Origin of the sequence: Solibacillus sp. FSL K6-1126 (assembly GCF_038003445.1) — a bacterium.
In the GTDB taxonomy this organism is placed as follows: domain Bacteria; phylum Bacillota; class Bacilli; order Bacillales_A; family Planococcaceae; genus Solibacillus; species Solibacillus silvestris.
On record NZ_JBBOPD010000001.1, the window covers coordinates 2,255,014 to 2,280,078 of the forward strand.

The window sequence follows — 25,065 nt, forward strand, 5'->3', positions numbered from 1 at the left end:
TTTAAGGGGTCACTACCTTTACATAGCGGTCTTTTGGTTTTACATTTTTAATAACTCATGACTTGATAATAAACAACGATTTGATAGATCGCCGGCACAATTAAAGCAATCGCCAGTGAGATGACTGCTCCCCACTTCGATTGTGTCATTAAACGAATATTGTCGCTTTTCAAATGTAGTAAAAATGACAGTGTAAAATAAAATGCACTGACTAAAAAGATAGGGGTTACGAATGTGAGCCAAATTCCTGCATTCATTTCATGCATCGATTCCTTCACCTCAATCCCATTATATTTCAATATCTATCTGTTTTATTTCTGTGAATTGAAAATCAATACTTTCGTCGAAAATAAACGTCCATGGCATTGAACAAAAAGGAGGAATTTGGAGTGCATCAATTGTAAAATTTTGAGTAATTTTCTCCGTTTCTGTTATAATACTTATTTCCGTATTTCGGAATTTCAATTGTTGATCTGTTCGGTTGTGAATAAGTGTAATGATGAGCTTTTGTTGTTTATGATTAATAGCCGTTCGTATAAGGCAACAGGAAATTCTCTTGTCCTGTTCTTTAGTTTGTTGAAAAACTTGATCTATTAATAATCGATCCTGAGCTGAAATCGCTTTATCCCAGGCGGGTTCATATTGCAGTTTTTGCATGAACTTCATCCTTCCAATAAATTATTTACGTAAATAAGTAATTAAACAACCTTTCTTCTATAATACATGTTACAGTAGGAAAGAATCTTAAAAGTTAGAAGGCGAAAAATATGATCGAAGTAAAGAATTCCCCGATAAGTGAAGGGGAATATAATCGCGGTATTTTTGCGATTAACGCAATTCCTGAAGGAACGTTATTCCACCAAGCACCGGTACTAAGCTATCCAAATGAGCAGCATGAACATATTGAAAAAACGAATCTTGCGGATTATGCGTTTGAATTTGGCATTGGACGCTCTGCAATCCTATTAGGCTACGGGATGCTATTTAACCATTCGTATGAGCCGAATGCCACATATGAAATCAATTTCGACAACGAAACATTTGATTTCTTTGCCTATAAAGATATTGAAGCAGGCGAAGAAATTTTTATTAATTATAATGGCGATGTTGATGATAATGACCCGTTATGGTTTAACAGCGAAGAAGAATAACACGGGGAGCTGTCTAAAATTAGACAGTTCCTTTTTCTATTCCCTCGATAAATCGAATGATATCTTCCGTCAGTAATTGGCGTTCTTTTCCTAATGTAATAAGATGGCCGCTGTTGTCGTATTTTTTTTTCGAAATAAATTTGCTAATTGCAGTCTTTTCAATCATATCAATGCTTTGGTGGAAAACCGGTTCGTCCAGCATACCTTTTGCCAAGAAAAGCGGCTGTTTCAGTAAATGAAGCTGTTTGCCTGTTTCAACGATAAACTGCTGCAGTGCAATCAGTTTTTCGGCAGGTCTTGGAAAGTGATCGTCTAAAAATTCTTGCAGTTCCTGTTCAGAACTTCCTCTATTTTGTAAATACCTCTTGGAATAATAGACGACGCGTTGTTCCAAACCTTCCACAGGCCGTTCCAATACTGGTGAAGAAATAATACATAAAGCCTTCACTTCAGGGAATTCATTTGCCAGTCTTATGCCTAGTACACCACCTAATGACTGACCAATTACCGTAATCGCTTCATATTTTTCATCGATTAAAAATTGAACTGCCTGTCTGCTATGTTTCCATATCTGCTCCATAGAACTTGCAAATAATTGTTCCGGTGATGCTCCGTGCCCTGCCAGATTTGGCGCATAGCTTGTATATCCTTTACTATGAAGCATTTTTGCAACATAGTGCATCTCTTTCGAATTGCTCGTAAAACTATGTAAAAGCAGAACGGCCTGTTTATGTCCATTTAAATAAATATCCTCTACAAAATGTTTCATGTTGATCCCCTTTTCATTTGTGACAATATTATAGCATAACAATTCTCTCTTACTGACATTTCCTCAAGTTTAAAAAGCGGAAACAGTGCAAATGTTTTATTGTTCGGCTACAATATGGATTGAGTAAAAAAACATATGAAAGGAGAATCATATTAATATGAGAACAATATTATTATCGATTCTTGCTGCGCTATTTATACTTGTACCGAACGCAGCAGCACATACGTATTTAGACACGACTAACCCTGAGGATGGAGCAGTTGTAACAGAACTATTGCAGTCGATCGAACTTACATACACCGGTAAAATTGAAGTAGGCAGTACATTTAAAGTAATTTCAAGTAACGGTGAAGAAATAGAAACAGTATCGATGGATTTAGTCGATGGTGTTTTAACGGGTACTTTTGATTCCCCATTACCAAATGATGACTATACAGTTGAGTGGAATAGTATTAGTGCTGATGGCCACCCATTGTCAGGTCAATTCTCCTTTACGGTTGATGCACCTGTAGCAGAAGAACCGGTTGAAGAAAAAGTTACAGAAGAAAATGAAGAGCAAGTAGAAGTAAACGAAACGGTAGAAAATAACGTAGCGGAAACGACTGCGGCAGATGAGGAAGAATCATCAAACAATACATTACTATATATCGTTGGAGCCCTTTTACTTCTTATTATAATGGTAAGTATTTTCACGATTGCTAAACGGAAAAATGTAAAATGATGGCATTGACCATGTTTAGTCAATTTTTACTCTATGTTAGTTTAGCTCTTCTTATGGGCTCATTTATCTTGTACTGTATCCCAGAAACAGTTCGTCCGAAAATTGATGTTTCTGCAAAGTGGCTCATTGTTAGCGCGGTCATCTTGCCGGTTGTCACATTTGTACCGAATATTCAATTGCTGACTATTTTGACACCGCAGTTCGGACTTATTGAATCAGTTGGCATGCTGCTTATGAAATTCAAAGTTGGTCATTCGTGGCTGGCGATCGTTGGCTTTACGATTATTTTGCTGATTGTAATTGGACAATTTATGAAAAAACCTTCGAAGCTTATGGCGATAATGGCAATCTTTATTTTAATCGCCATTATGGCGGCAATTGGCTATATAAGTCACGCAGGCTCGATGACCGGTCTTATCGGATCGGCCCTCGATTTTGTTCACCTTCTTGCTGTCAGTGTTTGGCTCGGTATTTTACTCATGATGAGTTTTTTCTCAAAAAATGCACTCAACTGGGAAGACTTTTTAAAATGGTTCTCCCCTGTAGCGCTCGTAGCTTTTACAGCCGTTGCTTTAACTGGTGTCCTGATGACTGACACGATTGTTCCTGGCTATGTGACAAGCTGGTCGAGCAATTATGGTCAATTCCTATTCATTAAACATGTTTTGCTCGTACCGTTGACTGTTATTATTTTGGCAAACAGTCTGCTCATTAAATTGAAGTTGAACAAGCCATTGTTTGAACCGCGTACATGGGTACGGATTGAAACGATTTTGCTCATATTGATTTTATTCATTACCGCACTGTATAGTGAGCAACAGCCACCTAGTTTTTATGTACAGGAAATTTCGCCGTTTTTTGAATTGTTCTACCGTAGCTCAATTGAAGCCGGTATGCGCGGGTATTTCCAAATGACAGGTATTGGCTTAGGATTTTTCCTGTTGACTGCACTGTTCATCGGTCTTGTCATCGTAAGTTATATTAAACAGTTGCCGGTCATTGTATCGGCTGCTATGACTTTTGCGGTGACACTATGTTTTTACATGGGCTTTATGTCGATTGTATTTTTCAAATAATGTCCAAAATAAAGGGTTGTAGTATCAAGTCTGTTCCGACTTATACTACAACCCTTATTCATTATGCGAACTTTTTCGTCTTCATACGAACATAGCGAATGAGTGCCGCGATAATTAATATCGCCGTTAATGCGATTGTACCGTACTGCATTGTCGAATTATCTGTTTTTACAGCAATACCGATTAGAGCCCAAACGATGACTAGTGGAAAGAAAATATCCTGCGAAATGGCAACGGCCAAATAACCGAGAATAACCGCAACTCCTACAAGTACGAGCGAACCGACCACCTCTGAAATCCCCAAATCGACTCCATGATATTTTAACACATAACTTACATTAGCAATTGTCGCTACGGATATCCAAGCTAAGTAAAATGAAAACGGAAAACGCTCTGAAAGACCTTTTTCTGTATTTTTATACTGCAGGTAAATCGCTATCAGTGTAAATAACAAAAAGAACATAACGATAATGGACAGTATAAACTGTTCATAATGCCAACTGAACAGCCAAGCAATATTAAATATACAGCTGATGATAAATAAAATACCCACTTTTCCTTTAAAACGGTTGTCTTTCACTTTGCGGTATATAGTAATCAGCCATAAAACAAGCAATCCATAAATTAGCGACCAAATGGAAAACACATAGCCTGCCGGCGTAAATAATACTTCCAGACGATTTGTTATTTCAGACGCCGTTTGCCCGTTTAACGGCAGTGTATTTGACAGCACATTTACTACTATTACAGCGATCATGGCTATCCACATTGTAATATATAAGCCCATTTTTCATCATCCTTTTTTCTAGAATTAGGGAACTATACCCTTTTTTAAAAAAGAATAAGCGGTGAATAAGCTATTGTGTTTTTAATGTGAATTGCGCATAGTTAACTGTTACATTTGTTTTTCAAATGCAAGCTTGATGCCAAATCCGATTAGTACAGCACCCGTCAACGTTTCGATTACAGATTGTGTAGCAGGTTTTTTCATGAAATTGCGAATTTTGTTCAGTAAAAATACATAGAGCGCAAACCAGACAAATGTTAAGACGATATAGATGATGCCCATCGTCAGAAACGGCCAAAACGGTTCTGTATCTTTTGCTAGGAATTGCGGCAAAAACGTAAGGAAGAAAACCGCTACTTTAGGGTTTGTGATATTAGTAATGAGACCCTGTTTAAAATAAGAATTGCCTTTTGCTTCAATTTCGGGAATGTCCGTCATTTCCTCCGTATCTGCCTTTTTCGAACGCATGCTCATCAATGTTTTTACGCCTAAGTAGCATAAGTAGGCTGCTCCGACGTATTTCAGTACTGTAAATGCTACGGCAGACTTTACAATTATCGCCGATAGCCCTGCAACGGCTGCAATAGTATGGACGGTTAATCCCGCACAAGAACCGACCATCGTTTGAAAACCCCCCTTTTGTCCGTTAACAATCGTATTTTTCGTAACGATCGCTGTATCAGGACCCGGTAAAATAATGAGCAGTATACACGCAATTATAAAGAACAGAACATTCTCCATTTAATCACCTTCATTTTCTGAATTTTTAAATATGTTAACATAATTCATCCGAATGAGGCTAGAGGATTTTCAGTTTTATGGATTGTTAGTATGGCTTTACTTCTATGCCTTCTAATGATATGACCGGTGACTGATTTTATTAGAAGAATTTTATATTTATTAGAAAACTTCAACAGGTTATTAGCATTTTCCGAATGTTTATTTGAACATCTAAAAGCATTATTAGAACAATTGTCTTATATATTAGAAAATCGGTAACTTATTAGAAGATGTCAACTTGATATTAGATGATTTAAATGTTTATTAGAATATTACTAGCGACTCCTTCAATCGTCAGCAAGTAATGCCGTTTTCTCAGCAGCTTTCTCTATGATTACATCATCTTTAACCTGACCCCTATAATTGATATACATCACGGTCCGACCCCTTACAAAAAGAAAATCTTTATGAAAAGAATTATCCCTAATCAGCAGACGATCAAAAGCTGTGTGTTTTCTTTCTTTAAAACTTGCAGGATCACTTCCATATGTATGCTTGATTATTAACTCATTAACTAGTGAGCTAACATGGGAATTGAAACGTAGCTTATAAACTTCCGATGAGATTGATGGTTGATATGCATGATTTGGATCGTACCATTCCCCTTCCTGAATAACGCCCATTTCTGTTGAATCATATTGGACAGAAGCAAAAATATTCCACTGTGATGAGTAGGTGCTTCCCAAATCCTCGCCTTCGAAGTAAAATGGCTTCCTTTTAAGATGCGGCTGATTTTCAATTGAAGCAAGTCGGACAATTGGCAGCCCTGTATCTTCTTCTGGTAAAGGGGTTGTTTTCATACTCCATATTTGGTAAATCGGTATAAACACAAGAGTTAATGTAATTACTAATATATGAAACTGTAGACAATACCTGACCGGTAAAAGTTTTCCCATGGTTTTTGTTGATTGTCTAATATCCCAGCCTTAAGTTCATTATGCAAACGATTGATTCCAAATAAGCTTTTACCTATCGGAAGTATTTGTATAAAATTAACGAATAATACTAACAATGGAGCAAGTGTATATCCATCTATCAGTTGCAAAACAGAAATATTTCCGTTTTCGAAAGATTTGACGAAGACCGTAGTGATTACAATAATTGCAATTAAATTAACTATAAAATTAAATATTGTTTTATTAAAAGCTTTTTTTGCTATTGAGATTTGCTCTTCTCGATTTATTGGAGGTTCATTTGCTTTACGTTCAGTCGGTGCTGCAAATACGTGAAAATTGCGGTCACTCGCAATATAGTCCCAGCCGCTTTCTTCGTATAACCGAATTTTTTCACTCGATATATATTTGCTTTTTGCCAGTTCCAGTCGGTAATCCATTCTTTTACGATCACCTTTTTTAAACTTGGCAATATATGTGCCAATCTCATAAAAATGCAGCCCTTGCTCGGACATATCTGAAAACCAGCTTTCATGTTCCTTCATACGCCAATACTGCCTTGGTCTTATTCTAAGTACTATTTCTGCCATCGCTCTACCTCCTTGTAAGTCTTACCTAACAATAGAATAGAAGGGATTGTTTGTAAATAAAAAATAAGGACCTGGAATCTATTTCAGCACTCCCTGACGAAATAAAAAAATTGAAATTTTTCACAGCAAAAAGGCAACCCTACCCATGTAAGATTGCCTTTTACACCGCTTGGAACTAACTATCCGCAAGCAGCAATATTTTCTGAGCTGCATTCTCCACTAGAACATCCAGCTCTGCATATCCGTAATAACGTATATACATTACCACCTTATCTTTTGATGCAACTAATTGTTTCCATTCTTCATCCTCGCGAGTAATAAGGTGATCAAAGCCAGGGTGTTTCCTTTCTATGAAACTTTCCCTTTCATCTCCGTATGTATGCCACTCCATCAAGTCAGACAGCAATGGTTTAGCGAACGCCTGAAATGTTAAATTGTATATTTCAGTAGAAACGCTCGGTGAGTATGTACCACTTTTATCTAACCACATTTCATCCTTAATTATTCCACTTTCGTCGGTCTCAAACTGAACGGGTGCAAAGATACTCCAATTTGTTGAATAACGGTTTGCCCAATCGATTTCATCTGTATAATATTCATCCCGGATTAGCTGTGGATTTTGTTCGATATCGGCTAAACGAACAAACGGCAAGTTTTCATCATTCTTTGGAAGTGTATAGTTATCCATTTTTTTTAATTGGTAAAGTGGCATAATTAAGCCGCTTACGAGAATAATCCCTATAAAGACAACCGAAAATACACCATTTTTTCGCAAACTTTTTTTCCAAGGGGCATGATGGTTGATGGCTTTGCCTTCATTTAAACTTTTTTTCAATTCTTTAATCGCCAATAAAGCTCTTATGGCGTAAAAAACATAGTGAATATAGACGAGAGTAAGGATACTTTGCTGTACGACATATCCTTCAACTAAACGTAATACAGGTGCTCCATCCAAAAACCACATTGCCAAAAGCATACCTAGAATCAGGGCCACTACAAGAGAAATCCATACTAAATTAAATACGAGTTTTTTACTTAGCCGCTGTAATGTAAATGCCTGTTCTGCAGAATCTGTATGGATTTCGGGTGCATTGTTTTCAGTTAGTGAAGAGAAAACATGAAACCATTGATAGCTTGTGACATATTTCCAGCCGTTTTCCTCGTACAGATCAATTTGCTCATAGGTAATTAATTTCCTATCTGTCACTTCAATCCGGTATTCAATTCGCTTCGGGTCACCTTTTTTAAAATGGGCTAAATTTGTTCCCATTTTATGAAGGTGGAGCCCCTGTAACGACATATCCGAAAACCAGCTTTCGTGTTCTCCGATTCGCCAGTAGTTGGTTGGTCTGATTTTGCGCACCATTTTAGTCATCGTTTCCCTCCTCTAATATACTGCTGTCGAAAATCAGAGATTTTAGACGAGCATATTCTATTCTTAATGCATGCTCGCCTTCTTTCGTAATTTCATATATTTTTCGCCGCCCATCGTCTTTTGCCAAAGCGATTAATCCGTCTTTTTGCATTCGTGATAGGACACCATATAACGTTCCGGGCCCCATTGTTAAACGGCCTTTTGATACTTCTGTAATGGACTGCATTAATTGATAGCCATGATTTGGACGCATTAACGCCAATAATACGTAGTACATTGCTTCAGTCATTGGCCCGCCATTATAAGACATATTCATTCCTCCAACTATTATGTCATGCGATATATCGTCTGACATAATAGTAAATGACAGGGAATAATTTGTAAACTTGTTATTAAAAGAAAACGAAAAACCACTCCAACATGTTGGAGTGGTCAGCACTAAGCATTCTTAAAACATCTTATTCAAGTTTGCCATTTCAATAGCGGACATTGCGCTGTCGTAGCCTTTATTACCCGCTTTTGTACCAGCGCGTTCAATCGCCTGTTCGATATTTTCTGTTGTGACAATACCGAAAATTACCGGAACCCCTGTATCCAAGCCTGCTTTGGCAATTCCTTTTGCTGCTTCGTTACATACATAGTCGTAATGTGTAGTTGATCCGCGAATGACCGTACCTAAACCGATTACTGCATCATAATTATTTGTTTCAGCCATTTTTTTTGCAACAAACGGTACTTCAAAAGCACCTGGCACCCATGCTGTATCAATGTTTGCTTCGTCAACACCGTGACGTTTTAAACCATCCAGTGCACCGCTTAATAACTTATCATTAATAAATTCATTGAATCGCCCAACGACAATTCCGATTTTCAAATCTGTTCCGACTAATTGTGCTTCAAATGTTTTTCCCATTTTAATTGCTCCTTTTTATACCGATACGGTAGTTAATTTTATATATTGAACTAAGTCTTCGATTGTAATAAATTTCAGTTTATGTTTTTGCGCTAGCTTTTCGAGCTGCGGCAAGCGGGCCATTGAACCATCTTCGTTCATAATTTCACAGATGACCGCGACTTCATTCGAACCGCAAAGCTTTGCCAGGTCAACGCCTGCTTCCGTATGCCCTCGACGTTCCAACACGCCCCCCTGTTTTGCAATGAGGGGGAATACATGGCCCGGACGATGAAAATGCCCCGGTTCTGTTGCTGGATCCAGCAATGCTAACATCGTTTTAGAACGCTCAAATGCACTTATACCTGTCGTTGTATGGATATGATCGATACTAATCGTAAAAGCCGTTTGATATGTATCGGTATTGCTTTGCACCATTGGATGAAGGGAAAGCTTTTCTGCAATTGCAGATGAAATTGGTGTACAAATTAACCCTCTTCCATAAAGCGCCATAAAATTAATATTTTCCGGTGTAGCGAATTCTCCTAACACAAGAAAATCCCCTTCATTTTCACGGTTCTCGTCATCTGACACAATAATAATCTCACCGTTTTTCAATGCCTGAATTGCTTCTTCAATCGTATTCATTTATCACCACTCCTTTAAAATCCGGTACGTTGCAAAAAGTCCATTGTAATCGTACTTCCCGTTTGATTTTGTAAATGTTTTTTTACATATTTTCCGATTAGATCTGTTTCAATGTTCACAACATCTCCTGGCTTTTTATAGCCTAGTACAGTCTGCTCATACGTATGAGGGATTAAGGAAATGGTAATGAATGTGTCTGTCACCTCAAAAATCGTTAAACTCGTGCCGTCTACTGTAATCGAGCCTTTCTTGATGCATTCTGCAATCAAATGCTTTTCCATTGCCAAATCAATATAAACTGCATTGGCGACCGGTCTTTTCCGTTGAATTGTCGCTATCCCATCCACGTGGCCCGATACAATATGCCCCCCGAAACGACCATTCGCCGACATTGCCCGTTCCAAATTGACAGGCTTACCTGCTGCTAATTGCTGGAGGCTGGTTGCTTTGACGGTTTCCGGCATAACATCCGCCAAAAATACGGTTGGCGAGAAATGCTTTACGGTCAAACAGACACCGTTAACGGCAATACTGTCCCCGAGTTGGACATCCTCTAAAATTTTGCTTGCGCGAATGGCTAGTTCCATCGCTTGTGTGGACTGGCTGATCGTTTCAACCGTTCCAAGTTCTTCAATGATTCCTGTAAACATCCTGCTCACCTCTTTTTAATAATAAAAAAGAACCCCGATTGAAGTCGGAGTTCGATGAGAGGAAAATTGAGCATCATCAAATAAGCTTTTTGAAGATAATTTTCAAAAAACTGCTGACATTGCTTCCTTCTCCCATCCAGACTATAACTGTCGGCTTTGGACTTGCACCAAATCCTGCACACAAAAGTGGCTCACGGGCTTAGAGATTACTCATCACCGTCGATTGGGAATTTCACCCGACCCCGAAGGAAATTATTTTTCAATGGAAATAAAAAAATCCCGTCACAAGGCGCGACAGGAAAAGTGTATAGCAAAAAACCACATTAAAAATCAAAAAATTTTAAAAATGTGTTACCATTCCTTCTCCCATCCAGACTATAACTGTCGGCTTTGGATTTGCACCAAAATCCTGCACACAAAAAAGTGGCTCACGGGCTTAGAGATTAACTCATCACCGTCGATTGGGAATTTCACCCGACCCCGAAGGAAATTATTTTATTTGAAAGTTATTGTAACATAAATAAATTAAAAAGCTAATAGTATTTTAGCACTTACTTACTTTTTGTTCCCTCAATCTTTTTACATCTACCCCTCTATCAAATTAATATTTTGAAACTTTACTCATGGTAATACGTAGAAGAATATACATAATATCACAGAAAATAGAAAGGACTTATTGCAAGCTGATTTTAATTGTCTCTCATTTGCTTGGTTGCTTTTTTTAAGTTTTAATTTGTATAAAATATAGTGTCGGATAATCTTCAGTAATATAAAAAAAACAAATACCTTTTTAACGATAATGGAGGCTTTTATGGCGAATAATTCACAGTCGAATAAATATCTTATCTTTTTAGAACTACTGTTTTATGCAGCTTTACCCTATGCAATATGGAAGTTTGGCCGAGAGCCTTTTGGTGACTATGCTGCGATGCTGCTGTCCACTGTTCCCGGGATAATTTATACTGTTTACCGCTTTGCTAAGGATCGGCAGTTTAATGTGACGGGCTTGTTTATTTTAGGCTCGATGCTTATAGGTACTACAGTAGATTTATTGTCAGGTTCAGCGGAGCAAATGATTTGGAATAATGTTTATTTAGGTCTTTTTTACACATTTCTCTATGTAATTTTATTTATTATAAAAAAGCCTTTTCCTTTGTATGTTGCAATTGATTTTGCATATTTGCAAGGCTATGCACGAAAGGACAGTAAAGCTTTGTTCTTTCAAAAAGGGATTTTCGAATGGTTTCAGCTGATCCAGATTGTTTTCATTATTCGAGGACTTGTTATGGCAGGAATTACGGTCTTTCTGCTACAGAAATACGGAATTGACAGCTATGGGGATATGCTGATTTATAAACGTATAGCAAGCTGGCTGTTTTCCGGCATAGTAATGGGTATGTTCTTCTACATTAATGTAATCGTGCAAAATTACACGAACAGGGTACAGGAAAAAAATGATGAAAAGCTGCCGGAACCTGAAGTTATGGCGAAGTAATTTTTTGTGAAAGGATGATGGTGATGAAGAACACAGCAAATGTAAAAGAATGTCCAAAATGCGGCGGCACGGAATTAGGTAGAGGAAAACATAGCGGCTACAGTGTTATGGCCCCTGTTAATAAATTGAGTTTGGGTTGCAATATCGAATACATTATATGTACACATTGTGGATTTATCATTGAGGGCTATGTCGTAAAGCCCGAGAAATTTAAAGGAACATTTTAATTTAGACTTCCACTTACTAAAAGCCCATTGCAACCGCAATGGGCCTCTCATTTTCTATATTACAAAAAATTACATCTTCCAACTACCTCTGCTTTTACTGAATAATATGCTTTTGTATCTCCTTTGCATCCGCTGGATATGTCGCCATCAATTCATCACGCAACTCTTTAAGCTTTTTTGTATAACTTCCTGTAAAGCCATTCATTATAGCCGTCAAAAACACGGGGCTGTAATTTGTTTTCATTTGATTCATAGTAACCGCCCCTTCATTAATTCAACTGTTTTAGTCGCTCTTTTGCGGCCACCATATTTTTTAATGATGCAATCGTCTCTTGTTCCGTACGAGTTTTCAGGCCACAATCGGGATTGATCCAAAATTGTTCTTTTGCGATTACTTTTTTACCTTTTTCAATAATGGCTGCCATTCCTTCCACAGTTGGAATACGCGGGCTATGAATATCATATACACCTAAACCAATTCCTAGTTTGTATGGTGTTTCTTTTAGTACTTTTATGAGTTCTCCGTGGCTTCGTGACGTTTCAATTGAAATCACATCCGCATCCAATGATTCTATTACATCTAAAAAATCGTTGAATTCACAATAACACATATGTGTATGAATCTGGGTCGTTTCACGCACACCGCTTGTCGCTAATTTAAACGCATCTACACTTGCATCGATATAAGCCTTATGCAGACTTTTACGGATCGGCAAGCCTTCTTTCAATGCAGGTTCATCTACTTGAATAATATTGATTCCCGCATTTTCAAGTGCTCTTACTTCTTCTCTTAGTGCCAGGCCGATTTGATAAGCAACTTCTGAGCGAGCTAAATCATTTCTTACAAATGACCAGTTCAATATTGTAACGGGTCCCGTCAACATCCCTTTTACAGGTTTTTCCGTAAGTGATTGTGCCGCACTTACTTCCTTTACTGTCATCGGTTCTATCCATTCAACATCTCCGTATATAATTGGGGGTTTTACACAACGTGATCCGTATGAAACTACCCATCCATTTGTCGTAAAAGCAAAGCCATTTAATTTTTCACCAAAAAATTCGACCATGTCAGTTCGCTCGAATTCACCATGAACAAGGACATCAAGGCCAAGTTGCTCCTGAATGGTAATCCAACGTGCGGTTTCGTTCGCGTTGAATGCTTCATACTCGGTTGTTGTAATTTCCCCTTTTCGCCATAAACTACGGTTTTTCTTAACTTGTGAGGATTGCGGGAAACTCCCGATTGTTGTTGTCGGATAGTCTGGTAACTGTAAAAAGGCACGTTGTAGCTTACTACGCTTGTCGTAGTCATCAGTTCGTTTAAATGCTTCCGGTGTTAATGCGTTTACTTGTGCATGTACTGCTTTCTTTTGTCTTGATTCATGCAGTGCCAATGTTCGGATTGCTTTTTCGCTATCTAAAAAAGCCTGGATATGAAGAACTTCCTGCTGAAGTATTTTCCCTTTGATCATTTGCAATTCCGTTATTTTTTCATTGGCAAATGCCAAAGCATTTAGCAGCTCTGGTACAATCCCGTTTTCTCCTGCTGTTGTAACTGGCACATGCTGAAGACTGCATGATGTTTGTAGATGTATTGGTGAAAATGGTACATAGGAACGTATTTCCGCTACTAGTTCCAACTGCTTCTGCAGCTCGGCTCTCCATATGTCCCGACCATTAATAATACCTGCAAATAGAACTTTATCTTTTGGGAAACCAAACTTCTTTAACGCTGCTAGATTTTCATTTTTCCCATGAACAAAGTCCAGTCCAAAGCCATCTACAGGCAAATTAATCATTGTTTGATAGTCGGATAACGCTTCAAAATAAGTTGCGCAGATCGTTTCAACTGTCAGTCCTTTTAATATTTGATGATAGAAATGTTGAACTAATGCTATATCTTCGGACGTAAGGTCTTTTGTAAGGCTTGGTTCTTCAAGCTGGATCGACGTTGCACCACTTGCTTCCAACGACTGAAGCAACTCTTTATATACCATTACCAGCTGCTGAATATAGTGTTGTTTTTGTTCGTGATCTATACCTTTCGTCAGTTTATAAAATGTAAATGGACCGATAATAGTCACACGAGGGGTCATGCCGAATGCTTCGATTGCCTCCTGAATATATTGCGCGTAAACATTGTGTTGCAATGCCAGTTGCTGTCCTTCGTATTCCGGTACAATATAGTGATAATTTGTGTTGAACCATTTCGTCATTTCACTTGCCACCACATTTTCAGCACCGCGCGCCATTGCAAAATAGGCTGTTAAATGATGCTGCAATGATAGATGGTCGTATCTAGATGGAATCATATTAAACATAACGGCTAAGTCAAGCATACGGTCATAGTATGTAAAATCTCCTACCGTTAAAACATCCAGCCCTAAATTCTGCTGTTGATGGAGTTGGGCAAGTCGTAAGTTTTTCATTTCCTGTTCATAGGATTCCAAAGACAATTGTTCTTTCCAAAACGCCTCTGTTATACGTTTCCATTCACGATTTTGTCCAATATACGGATAGCCAATTACTGCTGTTTTCATAAACAATTCCTCCTTAAATTTGTTACATAAAAACCAAAACCCCTCTTTCAAAATGAAAGAGGGGTGTGAATGTTTAAGAGATTGACAATAAAAACCTTTGCATAATCAAAGGAGTTCTGTCTCACTTTCGCACAAAATCACCACCTATTTCCACGTAGGTATTGGCGTGTACTAGTTTCCGGCAGGTCTCCTGGCTCATCATCAACGTTCTTGTGACCCTTCCCATCAATAGACAGTGGTTGAATATCACGAACTCCGATTTACAGTTGCGGGACAGCACCAGACTTTCACTGGTTTCCCTTTTAAGCTTGTTCTCACAAGCACCGTAACTTACACAGTATGTAATTTCGTATACTATATCATAGAATTCTAGTTTTGAAAATTCTTTTTATTTTGCGACCATATTAAAGATATGCGGGGTTGAAATAATTTCAGTGGATGCTGTGTGCTTTTTATTAGAAGAAATTTGTTTATTTTAGCACTTCTGCGGATGATTTTAGAAAAGTTGACATACTTATTAGCTAATCTGGAACTGATATTAGCATATCCTGCTCCTTTATTAGAAAATCAGCAACTTATTAGAAAATCGGTGGATTTATTAGCACATTTTTATATTTATTAGAAAAGCCCGCAGTAAACTCCATAAAAAAACTTGCTTAAAAAGCAGCTACACTTTTTTCGCAAGTTAATCTTTCATTTCACTATTACTTTAGACGTTCGTCAATGAGTGCTTCCATATCACTCGCAATCGTTTCATATGGAACACCATCTTCGCCAGTGCCATAGCCTGAATAGTTTTTCACGGCGATTCCTTTTTCATCCACTAGGAAAAATGTATCGGCATGGATAACTTGATCGTTCCCTTCAATCGACTGGACAGGTGTTTTAAATGAGTTTCTGCCAAACTGCTCAATAAATTTTTGATCGTATCCTGTCAGCATATGCCATTTTGATTCATCTACTGGTGTATGGCGCGATAAATATTCTGTCAAACGCGCCGGTGTGTCGTAGTCCGGATCAACGGAAAACGCGACAATTTTATAATCTTCCAGCCCTTTTTTCTCGAGATGATCCTGGACACGGGTCATATTCATTGTCATTGGCGAGCAAATTGTTGTACAGCTTGTGAAGATGAACATTGCAAGCCATGGTTCCCCTTTTAGGCTGTCCAGTGTCACTTCATTGTTCCGGTGATCGGTCATCGTAAACTCGCTAATTTCAAAGTTGGTCGTCGGTTTAAACTGATAATTGCTGCATGATGTAAGTACAGTTGCTGCCAAGAGCATAAGTGCGAATACTATGTTTTTCGTTTTCATTTCTCTCTCTCCACTCTTTGAACATTACTCTCATCTTACCCAATATTTAGTATATTCTCAATAGTTATTGGAAGAAAGGACGTGTGTCAAAATTGTGAAGAGTTTCTCACGCTCTATCTGCAGGATGATGTAATGATACGAGTGCTGTATGAATCGCTTCAAGTTTTGTTTCTATCCGATACAGTAAATAAAAAGATATAAAGATCGGAAACGTTACTTCCTGAAGAATGGCAATCCACTGGTCCATTATAATCCCTCCATTTTTATTTAAAGAAGCCGGCAAAGCATCACACTTCGCCGGCCTTGCTATTAGCTGATCAGTTCAATTGCTGTTACATTACGCTCAACAATACGCGCAGATTTTTTTACATTGAACAAAAATCCGTCTTTCGAAAATACCGCCTGATCAATAATTGTTTGCATCGCTGCATTCACTTCAGCCTCAGTTAAATTCGGCTTCGGATCATTTATATTGATCGTCATCGTGCTTCCTGCAATGTTGGCAAATGTTAATTGTAAAACTTGTGCCATAAGCTCTCCTCCTTTTCTTTACTACACTTAATTAAGCTGTAATCGTTTCTTTCTGCGTTTTCACAGATTCGATATAATCGTAATCTGTTAAGCCGACGATTGTTGTCCCAACTGTGTATAGCTGCTGGGCTGTTGCGTTTCTTTCCAAGTTACGGAATGTGGAACTTTTAATCATTGGCTCATTAAATTCATCAAGCCCTGTCTGATAATAAACTGTCAACGTCGCAGATAAAAATCCAAATTCATTCATGTTTCTCACCTCCTTGCCCTATATATGTCATGATTTACAGAAAAAAGGGACAATGACGATGAAAAAAATTACAAAAACTTATATAATAGACAATAATGAGGTTTATCACCAATAGATTAGTAGAAGAAATTTCGTAGACAATATTAAGTAATGAGGTGAACATTGTGGGCTTAGATGGCTGGTTTTTATGGTTTATTTTATTTTGGGTTGTAGTATTGATTTCGCTTATGGGGATTGGCGGCTTTTTTATGTTCCGCAAGTTTTTGAAGGCCCTGCCGAAACAGGATGGTAAATCGGATTTAGATTGGCAAAACATATACTTAGATAAAACAATTCATCTATGGGGTGAAGATGAAAAACAATTACTTACCGAGCTTGTCAGTCCTGTACCAGAGTTATTCCGGCAAGTTGCCAAAGAAAAGATTGCCGGTAAAATCGGTGAAATCGCCCTGAATGAACGTGCCACAAAAATCGACTTGGACTTAATTATTCGTGGCTATATTATCGCTTCGCCAAAGCGCGACCATAAGTTTTTACGTAAAAAGCTCGATGAAATGAGAATTGATACGACGAATTATGATCATTTATTTGAGACGTAAAACGAAAAAGACTGTCTTTAAAAGTATAAAACTTTTAGAGACAGTCTTTTTTATGCGACAATATGCGATTTTTCAAGCTTCTTATATTTAATAAGCATACCGATTCGCCACGGTAAAATCATAGAGAAAGCCAAGATAAAGAACATACCGGCCAGTTCACCGACATCAAATGTATCGGCAAATATTAATTTCAAAATAATACGTAGTACAAGTAATCCCACTAATATGAATGGAAATGCTTTAGATTGCTTCATATAAATTGCGCCGTCTCGCACTTCAAACTTCGACGTTAAGATTAATACAGATGAAAATAACAAGCCTAGTGCGGCCGCTTCTACTATTTGAATTGGCGCTACACGAAATTCCTCAAAAATAAACATCAGTGCACCTGTTGACATCGCAAAAGGCGGGATGAGTATTTTTTTTTTGGATACCGGCTTTTTTTGTGCACGTAGTCTTATGAACATTACGAATGAGCCCATTAAGACTGCCATAATCGTCGAACCAATTAATAAATAGTGAGAAGGTATACTGTCAAACATCATATTCCTCCTCTTGCATGAACGAGTGTAAAGATCTGGTATATACGAATCATGCACCCTTTTTCCCTTATATTACTTCCCTTAGTATAGCACGGTCTTATTAAGCAGGGAACTGTCAGAATCCTTTAAAACCATCGAAAATCGGCAAGAGAAGATTAATAATATACGTCAATCCGTCAAAGAACAATAAAATTCCGACCGCAATCATAATATAGCCGCCAACTACTATGATTTTTTGGCTATGTGTGCGAATCCAGTTCATTCGTGAAATGAAGAATGACAATGTAAAGAATGGGATAGCAAAGCCTAAGTAGTATGCTAGCATATACCACATTGCCGAGTCAGGATTCGTTCCACCAAGGGTAATAATCGCTGCCAGTATTGGTCCTGTACAAGGAGTCCATCCCGCTGCAAAAGCAAGACCGATCAGCACCGAACCTAAATATCCGGATGGTCGGTTTTTGAACTGGAATTTGCGGTCTTTCATTAAAAAGTCAATTTGCAGCAGACCGACAATCATTAAACCGAATGCGACAATTAAAATGGCTCCAATTTGACGCAGTAAGTCCTGGTATTGAAAAAAGAAATCTTTCGCTAACGATGTTCCAAATCCGATGGCGATAAATATAATCGAAAATCCAAGCAAGAAAAATAAAGTATGTAAAATTGCGCGTTTTTGCATCATCCCTTTTTCGGCTTTCAGCTCATCGAGTGTCATACCGGTTATGTAGGACAAAAATGCAGGATAGAGCGGTAGCGTACATGGTGAAATAAAACTTAAAAACCCGGCACCGAACGCTAAAAGGATATTTAAATCTGAATTCATGCTGCTTCATTCTCCTTAACATTGATACCTTCATCGTACCAAATTTCCCCATACATTACTTGCTTTTTTAAATGAAAATTTTTTGACAGCATTTTGTGGTTGATTTGAAAGGTAAATGTGCGAAAGTGCCGCGCTAATGTTTGAAAAATAAATGCTCTGTCTGCATGATTGGACTGACACTTTAGCACATTTGAGAAAAGAAGGGCGTGTTTTATTATCGAATCATATCAATAATAAAAAGACTGGAATAAATGACCGAGGTAAACAGGACCACAATTGAAATCGTAATAAATTGGAACCTAAGCGACCAGCGCCATACACATTCCTTAGGATAGCTTTTTTTCCATCGAAGAGCTGCCTTAAAGTTAATAAACCAGCAATGCAATGTGATAAAAATGGAAGGAATGGTATACAATGCGATCAACAACAAAGATTGTTGGAATACGTTTGTCGTATATTTTCCGTAATGAATCATGAAGTATGGGAGTACAAACCAGAATACGGATGTAAATACTAATACGACAGCTGCCAAAATATGCAGCCATAAATATTCACTGTGTGTTTGCCTGTAATGTTTTAATGCTGCCTGCATGATAAATCACCTACTTTTTTCACTTACTATTCCCGCTTTTTGTCGAAAATGAAACCGGAAAAATATAGTAAACTGAAAAATCCTGCCTTTATCTCTTAAGATTAAGGCAGAATTTTTTAAAAAGATGAAGATAATTCGAAAATTTCTCTGTTGGACCGTAAATTCCATTCAGGTTCGAAGCGTTTCACAATTGCATTTTTCAGTTTATTCATTGCTTTTTCATTTTCCATTGGATATATTGCAAAATGCACATCGCTCGTCGGCAAAAGCTGTGTTATCTTTGCGTTTACATGGCAATGTGTAGACGTTCCATCCCGATAGCAACCTTTTGCATATATGCTGCCAATATGCTGATTAAAACGCTCTTTAAAAGTTCTTGCGCAAACACCACAAAATTTCAGTTCATTGTTTGCAACAATCGTATAAATGCCTTGCTGTTTCAATAAATTCTCATCTCCACTAACAACAAAGCGCGAGTAGATCAGGTCACCGTAATTATTTAAAAACTGTCTGTAAATAGGGTTGCCTTCATCTTTAAGAGATTTTAATGCAGCCCCTGCCGGCAAATCCAATAAATATTTCTGTTTGTTTACACAGTCTTTTAAATGCTCGTATTTCTTTTGTTTCGTAAGCTCGCCCAACGTTTTTTTATCAAAACTCTCAAATAAGTCGGCAATACCCTGTTCTAGTACAATTATCTCTACTTTAGTTAACTCTATTTTTTCTTCATTTATTTGGATAAACATTCATATTCCCCTTTCAACGAATCCCCTTTTAACATAAAATTTCGATAGAAAAGATTAAAACCCTCTTTATTTTTCAAATTCTGTATTAGTACACAATTAAACATTGCTTGCTCTCAAAAAAAAAGCGATTCGCTCTATTGAACGAAACGCTTTACTATTAAAAATTTTCTTTATCAAATACTTCCAAATCAATAATGCGTGCCCCTTGTTTTAAGATGGCGGCTTCTAGCTCGTCCACTGTCGATTGTTTCGCGCCTTTTGCCAGAGTAATAACTACTCGACGTAAATAGGTCGTGTCATCATCAAGCGAGAACACACAATGCAGAGGCCACACCTTTTTGACCGCCGTCAGAACTCTTATTAAAATTCCGTCCGTGTCCGGCAAAGCAATTGTAATGGCACAGCTACCTGTTCGGTATCCCCACGCCTCTTCCAATAGCTCAAATACTTTAGAATGAGGTAAAATGCCGGCAAAGTTCCCTTTCGTATCAACAACCGCCAAATAAGGCAACTGTTTAATCGAATGGAATACTTCAAAAAATGAACTGTTTTCGTGGACGAATGCATCTGCTTCTTCCGTCAGTGCTTTTACCGGAGCTTTCATATCGCCTTCCTTTAATTTATATTCGAGCACTTCGATTTTATAAATATTTCCGACGAATTTTTCACCTGCTTCATCCAATACCGGGATGCATCTGTAGCCATTATCATTTAACTGACCGAGCACGTCTTTAATCGGGTCCGTCTCTTTTACATAGCTTACATCTTTTTTCTTTACATACCTTTGTTTAACTAACATGGCATTACCTCCTTGATGTACTACTCTTATTTTAATGGTAGTGATTCAAATACGAAAGAAATTTTTGGAATATTTCGTATTTCCTATTTGTAAATTTCATAATAAATATACGCATACGCTAAATCCAGGCATTTTTGATAGCTAGTTAAACTATTTTCTTTATTATTTACTGAGGCGAAATAGATGGCCTCTAGTTCACTGCTGTTTTTCGGATAAGATTCACGGATTTTATAGAAAACCTTTGCACATAGTGTATCGGTACAGTTTTCAGACAGCTGAATAATATAGCCGATTGTCGATTCATCAAGGCGTGTACTCGTGATGATGACATCTTTCATCACTCTCATCATTTCTTCATTGATTAAATGAATAATTTCATTCAACTTCTCTTTTTCAGTCGCCACCACTTTACAATCAACTAGAACGAGCGTATACCCCTCATCTTTCACTGAGTTCAATAGGTATGTACCCGTGAGATGAAACTGCTGTAATGGCGATATAAAGCTTTTATCCAGTTCAAAATCGTTCGTCGTGGATGTTTTAATATATTTTTCCATATAGCGTTTATCGGTTTCAATTTTACGGTAAAAACGTGACTGGTACTGCTCCATCTTTTTTAAGAGGATTTTTTCGTTAATCAGCTTGTAGGAACGGGTAATATATTTATAGCATTCTTGCACTAAGTCCTTATGGCTATTCGCTTTCATGGAAAGCAGGAGGACTTTATGCATTACTTCAATTGCACATTCATATCGGCCATTTTCAAATAGAATTTTCCCTCTCAGGACACGCACATGGAGATCGATTCGGGAAAACTTTTCAAATGGATACTCTTTAAAATAATCATTAAATAACTTCTCTGCATAATCTACTTTTCCAAGCTGCAATGACATTTCAATATGTGTTATAAAACGGACAAGCAAGAACCGATCATCTTCCGGCTTCCCCATCTTTAAAAAGACAGCAGGTATTTTGCTGATATCCCAAAAGATTTCTTTCGGTAATTGGTCCATTTGGGTTGCAAAATAATTATTCATCGCAAGTGACAGCAATGCATAATTTTCATCTTCCAATGCTAGGCTGCTCGCAAGTCTATAATATTTTTTTGCCTGAACAAATTCAATGCTGAAATAATAGCAGTGCCCAATAATTATATAAAGTTGAGCTAAGCACTCCTTAAGATCTTCTTTAAAATGCTCTTCCTGATCCAACAACAGCTGTAAAATCTTTAGATTGCTATTAGCTAAAACAAAAGGTTCACTGTCAAAACGTAGAAAGTCACTCATCTTTTCAATGTTCCCCTCTTCTAGTAATGATGTGAACATTGCTCTATATGCCTCATAATGTGCATCCAATGATGTAAATGTTTGTGATCGATAATGGTCAAGCTGCAATGTTTTAAGTTGCTCCCCCATCGTTATATACACCTCCTATTTTTCCAAAGATAATGGCTCGTACAGTTCTCTTTTAATTATTGAAAATTGGTCCATAAAACGAATGACTTTCTGTTTAAAATCATTATATATTGCTGCATTCTCTTCTAAATACTGGCGCAGATTTTTTATTATGATTGTTTCGATTTGGACGAGTTTTTTTGGATAATGTTCGTATTCATAGAAGCGATCATTAAATAATTGCTTTGAGCTGTTTTCAAATTTCATATATAAATCATATTGTTCTTTTGATAATGATTCGAGTACATCACGCAAAAGATCCAAAAATAAATTGACTGTCATTACCGAAACCATTAAAGCATTCGTATAAGATCCAACAGTTGTTTTTTTCAGTCGTTTTAATTTCGAACTGACAAGGATCTCATTCAATATAAAATTTCGCAACAAAAAAATGAGGGCATACTCGGAATTGATGACCGGTTCTTCCTCAAAATAAAAGTAAATCCAAACATCACTTACACTGTCTTTTGCAAAAGATAAGTGTGTAAAGTCATGGCGGATTAAATGGAAAAAGTATCCAAAATGCTCAAGCTGTTTAAATTGTTCCAACTGTTGATCAGTTAATATAAATAACGAATTCGATGTATCAAAATCCTTCATCTTCACACCTCATTTACAATCTTTACTACCATTATAATAGTTATTTGTTAAATTTTGTTGTATTTTGTAAAATAAAAAGACATACCCGAAAGAAAGTGACTTTCGGGCATGTCTAATCTAATTAATATGAATTAATATGCTAGGCCAAATAACGCTTTAATATGAGTCATATAGCGGATATTTGAAGCTTCTTTCATTAATGAAGCTGGTAAACCTACTAATTGAGTGTTGTTTGCCCCAACTGTAGCAATACCGTCTTTACGACCTAAAGAACCTAAAGTACCTGAGTTAGTAAATTTGAATTCTTTTAAGTCGGCACCTTTAATTTGCGCAAAAATGTTGTAACCTGCAATTTCACCTTGCTGCCACGCTACTTGAGCAGTTGGCGCATAAGTTGGGCGGTCACCTGGGTTTGGAATATGTGCTGATGCATCACCAATAACAAATACTTCAGGATGTGAAGTAGATTGTAAGAAGTCATTGATTGTTGCTTTACCGCGATCTGCAGCTAAACCTGATTCAGCGACTAATGGAAGCGGAGCAACTCCACCTGTCCATACTAATGTGTTTGCAACGATTGGCTCACGGTCTTTTAATTGAATGACATTGCCTTCAACACCAGTAACAGGTGTTGATGTAATGAATTCTACACCGCGCTTCGATAATGACTTAGTTGCACGATCGATTAAGTTTTCCGGGAATACTGGCAAGATTTTTGGACCTGCTTCAACTAGTTTAATTTTAAGGTCTTCAAATTTAACACCGTATTTCTCAGCAACTTTAGGGAAGTGGTCTACGATTTCACCAACAAGCTCAACGCCTGTTAAACCGCCACCGCCGATAACGATTGTAGCATCTGCTTCGTCTTTTGTTGTTGCATATGCTTTAATGCGTGCTTCAATATGCTCGCGAATTGCATTTGCTTCATCTACTGATTTTAATACGAAAGAGTTTTCCTCTAAACCTGGGATTCCGAAGAAACCTGTTTGGCTACCTAGAGCAACAACTAATGTATCGTATTGTACTGTTTTGCCGTTTGAAAGTACTACATTTTTGCTTTCAACGTCAAAGCTGTTTACTTTTGCGATTTCCAAGTTGATGTCATAACCTTTGAAAATCTTTTCAAGTGGCAATGCTACAGCACCTTCAGCAATTGTACCGCCAGCTAAACGGTGTAATTCAGTAATGATTTGATGTGTAGGGAATTGGTTTACAACTGTAATACGCGCTTCGTCTTTATTTAAATATTTACGAGCTGTTTGTGCTGCTAATACACCAGCAAATCCAGCACCTAAAATAACGATTTCTTTAGTTACCATATTAAAAATCCTCCAATAAAATTAGATTATACAAATTATTTCATTTGTTTACGTTCAGATGCTACTTGTAAAAATGCATTAGCAAAACGTAATGCCCCTTGAACCTGTGGGTCTTTTAACATTTTTAATAAGCCGAATACACCTACTGTTTCATTGCTAATTTCAGCACGGTCTTTCGCTTCAATCGCTGTCTGTGCCAATGATTTTGCAGTATCAACAACTGGGCTAGCCATTTCTGTTACAGCCGCAACTGTATCATTTTTTAATGTTTCGTCTGTTGCAACACTAGTCGCAAATTCATAAGTTTTTGTTAATAAAGTAGTCATCTCAGCCAATTTTGGTAAGTTATCTACTAAAGTAGTTAATGAAGCTTGTACCTCTGGCTTTAGTAACTGATCTAATACATCTAATTGCTCTTGTGTAACAGCCACTTTTTCTACCTGCTGATTATTCATTTCTGACATAATAACTCTCCTTTGCCATCACTTAATATTATTTTTTTCGAAAATTTCATACCTAATTGTAAAAACTTTCACATACCATTCAATAAGCAACGATAGCACAAAGATTCGTTTGTTACAATTAGAAATCGGAAATAAACGACCGAAAAACTTAATTCAAGAATATTCTGTAATTTTATTATTTAAAAAAATTTAATTTTTATGTATTTAGCGTATTTTTGTGTATTTTATAATAAAAATTTCCCTTTATTATTTTTAATATTGGAAGTATTGAAATAGTTGATTCTTATCATTATTAAAGGTTAATTAGGTATTTAAATGATGGAAAACAAAAATTCATTACTACGAAAAGTGAATCACCCCCTCCTCTATTCCCCACCCTGTTATTTTTCTAAAAAAACTTTCTCTTTAAACTGTTGATTTGACTCAATAGGAA

33 protein-coding genes and 3 riboswitches are annotated in these 25,065 nt (G+C 37.2%); of the genes, 6 read left to right on the forward strand and 27 right to left on the reverse strand.

The genetic code is table 11. The features are described from left to right. Positions 1-47: 47 nt before the first annotated feature. On the reverse strand, positions 48-266 hold the full coding sequence (locus MHH44_RS11015; protein ID WP_014823759.1) for a hypothetical protein: 219 nt from the start codon (positions 264-266) through the stop codon (positions 48-50). 22 nt (positions 267-288) lie between these two features. After that, positions 289-657 (reverse strand): SLAP domain-containing protein, encoded by a 369-nt coding sequence (locus MHH44_RS11020; RefSeq protein ID WP_340735144.1) that lies wholly within the window; start codon positions 655-657, stop codon positions 289-291. Positions 658-767: 110 nt separating this feature from the next. On the opposite strand from MHH44_RS11020, the gene MHH44_RS11025 reads away from it, so the two are divergent. Next, positions 768-1,151 (forward strand): SET domain-containing protein, encoded by a 384-nt coding sequence (locus MHH44_RS11025; protein WP_008403724.1) that lies wholly within the window; start codon positions 768-770, stop codon positions 1,149-1,151. A 19-nt stretch (positions 1,152-1,170) separates the two neighbouring features. Here the strand turns inward: MHH44_RS11025 and MHH44_RS11030 are convergent, their stop codons facing one another. Continuing rightward, the gene (locus MHH44_RS11030; protein WP_340798574.1) at positions 1,171-1,920 is read right to left on the reverse strand and encodes an alpha/beta hydrolase; all 750 of its coding nucleotides are present in this window, start codon (positions 1,918-1,920) and stop codon (positions 1,171-1,173) included. A 157-nt stretch (positions 1,921-2,077) separates the two neighbouring features. Here MHH44_RS11030 and MHH44_RS11035 point away from each other — a divergent pair, with 157 nt between their 5' ends. Beyond that, the gene (locus MHH44_RS11035) at positions 2,078-2,641 is read left to right on the forward strand and encodes a copper resistance CopC family protein (protein WP_340798575.1); all 564 of its coding nucleotides are present in this window, start codon (positions 2,078-2,080) and stop codon (positions 2,639-2,641) included. Between the two features lie 11 nt (positions 2,642-2,652). Next, positions 2,653-3,717: a copper resistance D family protein gene (locus MHH44_RS11040; protein WP_340798576.1), complete on the forward strand. Its 1,065-nt coding sequence runs from the start codon at positions 2,653-2,655 to the stop codon at positions 3,715-3,717. A 61-nt stretch (positions 3,718-3,778) separates the two neighbouring features. Here MHH44_RS11040 and MHH44_RS11045 read toward each other — a convergent pair whose 3' ends face one another. The 9 genes from MHH44_RS11045 to ribE form a co-directional block, all read right to left on the reverse strand. Then, positions 3,779-4,504 carry a TspO/MBR family protein gene (locus tag MHH44_RS11045; protein WP_014823755.1) on the reverse strand — a complete coding sequence of 242 codons (726 nt, stop codon included), beginning with the start codon at positions 4,502-4,504 and terminating at the stop codon, positions 3,779-3,781. A 108-nt stretch (positions 4,505-4,612) separates the two neighbouring features. After that, positions 4,613-5,245, reverse strand: a complete 633-nt coding sequence (locus tag MHH44_RS11050; RefSeq protein ID WP_008403733.1) for a LysE family translocator — start codon at positions 5,243-5,245, stop codon at positions 4,613-4,615. A gap of 326 nt (positions 5,246-5,571) precedes the next feature. Continuing rightward, entirely contained in the window at positions 5,572-6,084 is a 513-nt protein-coding gene (locus MHH44_RS11055; RefSeq protein ID WP_340798577.1) for a hypothetical protein, read from the reverse strand. A gap of 47 nt (positions 6,085-6,131) precedes the next feature. Beyond that, a complete protein-coding gene (locus MHH44_RS11060) occupies positions 6,132-6,767 on the reverse strand; it encodes a DUF2812 domain-containing protein (protein ID WP_340798578.1) in 636 nt (211 codons plus the stop codon). A gap of 175 nt (positions 6,768-6,942) precedes the next feature. Next, positions 6,943-8,142 (reverse strand): DUF2812 domain-containing protein, encoded by a 1,200-nt coding sequence (locus tag MHH44_RS11065; RefSeq protein WP_340798579.1) that lies wholly within the window; start codon positions 8,140-8,142, stop codon positions 6,943-6,945. After that, positions 8,135-8,452, reverse strand: a complete 318-nt coding sequence (locus tag MHH44_RS11070; protein WP_065215880.1) for a PadR family transcriptional regulator — start codon at positions 8,450-8,452, stop codon at positions 8,135-8,137. Before MHH44_RS11070 ends, MHH44_RS11065 begins: the two co-directional genes overlap by 8 nt. Positions 8,453-8,590: 138 nt before the next feature. Further along, a complete protein-coding gene (gene ribH / locus MHH44_RS11075; RefSeq protein WP_008403743.1) occupies positions 8,591-9,055 on the reverse strand; it encodes a 6,7-dimethyl-8-ribityllumazine synthase in 465 nt (154 codons plus the stop codon). Positions 9,056-9,070: 15 nt separating this feature from the next. After that, the gene (gene ribB / locus MHH44_RS11080) at positions 9,071-9,682 is read right to left on the reverse strand and encodes a 3,4-dihydroxy-2-butanone-4-phosphate synthase (protein ID WP_339261904.1); all 612 of its coding nucleotides are present in this window, start codon (positions 9,680-9,682) and stop codon (positions 9,071-9,073) included. A 14-nt stretch (positions 9,683-9,696) separates the two neighbouring features. Next, entirely contained in the window at positions 9,697-10,332 is a 636-nt protein-coding gene (gene ribE / locus MHH44_RS11085; RefSeq protein ID WP_008403747.1) for a riboflavin synthase, read from the reverse strand. A 120-nt stretch (positions 10,333-10,452) separates the two neighbouring features. Further along, a riboswitch (FMN riboswitch) is annotated at positions 10,453-10,586 on the reverse strand. Positions 10,587-10,686: 100 nt separating this feature from the next. Beyond that, positions 10,687-10,824: riboswitch (FMN riboswitch) on the reverse strand. Between the two features lie 319 nt (positions 10,825-11,143). On the opposite strand from ribE, the gene MHH44_RS11090 reads away from it, so the two are divergent. Further along, complete coding sequence (locus tag MHH44_RS11090; protein WP_008403749.1) at positions 11,144-11,827, forward strand: VC0807 family protein; 684 nt, start codon at positions 11,144-11,146, stop codon at positions 11,825-11,827. Positions 11,828-11,850: 23 nt separating this feature from the next. After that, positions 11,851-12,054 (forward strand): hypothetical protein, encoded by a 204-nt coding sequence (locus MHH44_RS11095; RefSeq protein ID WP_008403751.1) that lies wholly within the window; start codon positions 11,851-11,853, stop codon positions 12,052-12,054. A gap of 94 nt (positions 12,055-12,148) precedes the next feature. Here the strand turns inward: MHH44_RS11095 and MHH44_RS11100 are convergent, their stop codons facing one another. The 6 genes from MHH44_RS11100 to MHH44_RS11125 all read right to left on the reverse strand — a co-directional run bounded on the left by MHH44_RS11100 (position 12,149) and on the right by MHH44_RS11125 (position 16,691). Next, positions 12,149-12,307, reverse strand: coding sequence for a hypothetical protein (locus tag MHH44_RS11100; RefSeq protein ID WP_340798580.1), 159 nt, complete (start codon positions 12,305-12,307; stop codon positions 12,149-12,151). 16 nt (positions 12,308-12,323) lie between these two features. Next, positions 12,324-14,594 (reverse strand): 5-methyltetrahydropteroyltriglutamate--homocysteine S-methyltransferase, encoded by a 2,271-nt coding sequence (gene metE / locus MHH44_RS11105; protein ID WP_340798581.1) that lies wholly within the window; start codon positions 14,592-14,594, stop codon positions 12,324-12,326. A 163-nt stretch (positions 14,595-14,757) separates the two neighbouring features. Next, positions 14,758-14,937: riboswitch (cobalamin riboswitch) on the reverse strand. A 361-nt stretch (positions 14,938-15,298) separates the two neighbouring features. Beyond that, positions 15,299-15,910, reverse strand: coding sequence for an SCO family protein (locus MHH44_RS11110; protein ID WP_340798582.1), 612 nt, complete (start codon positions 15,908-15,910; stop codon positions 15,299-15,301). Between the two features lie 106 nt (positions 15,911-16,016). Then, the gene (locus MHH44_RS11115) at positions 16,017-16,157 is read right to left on the reverse strand and encodes a YvrJ family protein (RefSeq protein WP_008403759.1); all 141 of its coding nucleotides are present in this window, start codon (positions 16,155-16,157) and stop codon (positions 16,017-16,019) included. A gap of 62 nt (positions 16,158-16,219) precedes the next feature. After that, entirely contained in the window at positions 16,220-16,441 is a 222-nt protein-coding gene (locus tag MHH44_RS11120) for a DUF2922 domain-containing protein (protein ID WP_014823744.1), read from the reverse strand. A 31-nt stretch (positions 16,442-16,472) separates the two neighbouring features. Further along, complete coding sequence (locus tag MHH44_RS11125; protein WP_008403764.1) at positions 16,473-16,691, reverse strand: DUF1659 domain-containing protein; 219 nt, start codon at positions 16,689-16,691, stop codon at positions 16,473-16,475. A gap of 164 nt (positions 16,692-16,855) precedes the next feature. Here MHH44_RS11125 and MHH44_RS11130 point away from each other — a divergent pair, with 164 nt between their 5' ends. Next, positions 16,856-17,290 carry a DUF2621 domain-containing protein gene (locus MHH44_RS11130; RefSeq protein ID WP_008403766.1) on the forward strand — a complete coding sequence of 145 codons (435 nt, stop codon included), beginning with the start codon at positions 16,856-16,858 and terminating at the stop codon, positions 17,288-17,290. A 50-nt stretch (positions 17,291-17,340) separates the two neighbouring features. Here the strand turns inward: MHH44_RS11130 and MHH44_RS11135 are convergent, their stop codons facing one another. The 9 genes from MHH44_RS11135 to MHH44_RS11175 form a co-directional block, all read right to left on the reverse strand. After that, positions 17,341-17,832, reverse strand: coding sequence for a CcdC family protein (locus tag MHH44_RS11135; protein ID WP_340798583.1), 492 nt, complete (start codon positions 17,830-17,832; stop codon positions 17,341-17,343). 115 nt (positions 17,833-17,947) lie between these two features. Next, positions 17,948-18,658 carry a cytochrome c biogenesis CcdA family protein gene (locus MHH44_RS11140; protein ID WP_339261911.1) on the reverse strand — a complete coding sequence of 237 codons (711 nt, stop codon included), beginning with the start codon at positions 18,656-18,658 and terminating at the stop codon, positions 17,948-17,950. 214 nt (positions 18,659-18,872) lie between these two features. Beyond that, the gene (locus MHH44_RS11145) at positions 18,873-19,250 is read right to left on the reverse strand and encodes a hypothetical protein (protein WP_008403769.1); all 378 of its coding nucleotides are present in this window, start codon (positions 19,248-19,250) and stop codon (positions 18,873-18,875) included. A gap of 116 nt (positions 19,251-19,366) precedes the next feature. Next, positions 19,367-19,996 (reverse strand): hypothetical protein, encoded by a 630-nt coding sequence (locus tag MHH44_RS11150; RefSeq protein ID WP_008403770.1) that lies wholly within the window; start codon positions 19,994-19,996, stop codon positions 19,367-19,369. Between the two features lie 157 nt (positions 19,997-20,153). Then, positions 20,154-20,795, reverse strand: a complete 642-nt coding sequence (gene cbpA, locus MHH44_RS11155) for a cyclic di-AMP binding protein CbpA (protein ID WP_008403771.1) — start codon at positions 20,793-20,795, stop codon at positions 20,154-20,156. An 83-nt stretch (positions 20,796-20,878) separates the two neighbouring features. Beyond that, a complete protein-coding gene (locus MHH44_RS11160) occupies positions 20,879-22,210 on the reverse strand; it encodes a dehydrogenase (protein ID WP_340798584.1) in 1,332 nt (443 codons plus the stop codon). Between the two features lie 15 nt (positions 22,211-22,225). Continuing rightward, positions 22,226-22,849 carry a serine protease gene (locus MHH44_RS11165; protein ID WP_340798585.1) on the reverse strand — a complete coding sequence of 208 codons (624 nt, stop codon included), beginning with the start codon at positions 22,847-22,849 and terminating at the stop codon, positions 22,226-22,228. A gap of 131 nt (positions 22,850-22,980) precedes the next feature. Beyond that, positions 22,981-24,168 carry an NAD(P)/FAD-dependent oxidoreductase gene (locus MHH44_RS11170; RefSeq protein WP_008403774.1) on the reverse strand — a complete coding sequence of 396 codons (1,188 nt, stop codon included), beginning with the start codon at positions 24,166-24,168 and terminating at the stop codon, positions 22,981-22,983. Between the two features lie 35 nt (positions 24,169-24,203). Further along, positions 24,204-24,632, reverse strand: a complete 429-nt coding sequence (locus tag MHH44_RS11175; RefSeq protein WP_340798586.1) for a DUF1641 domain-containing protein — start codon at positions 24,630-24,632, stop codon at positions 24,204-24,206. Positions 24,633-25,065: the final 433 nt, after the last annotated feature.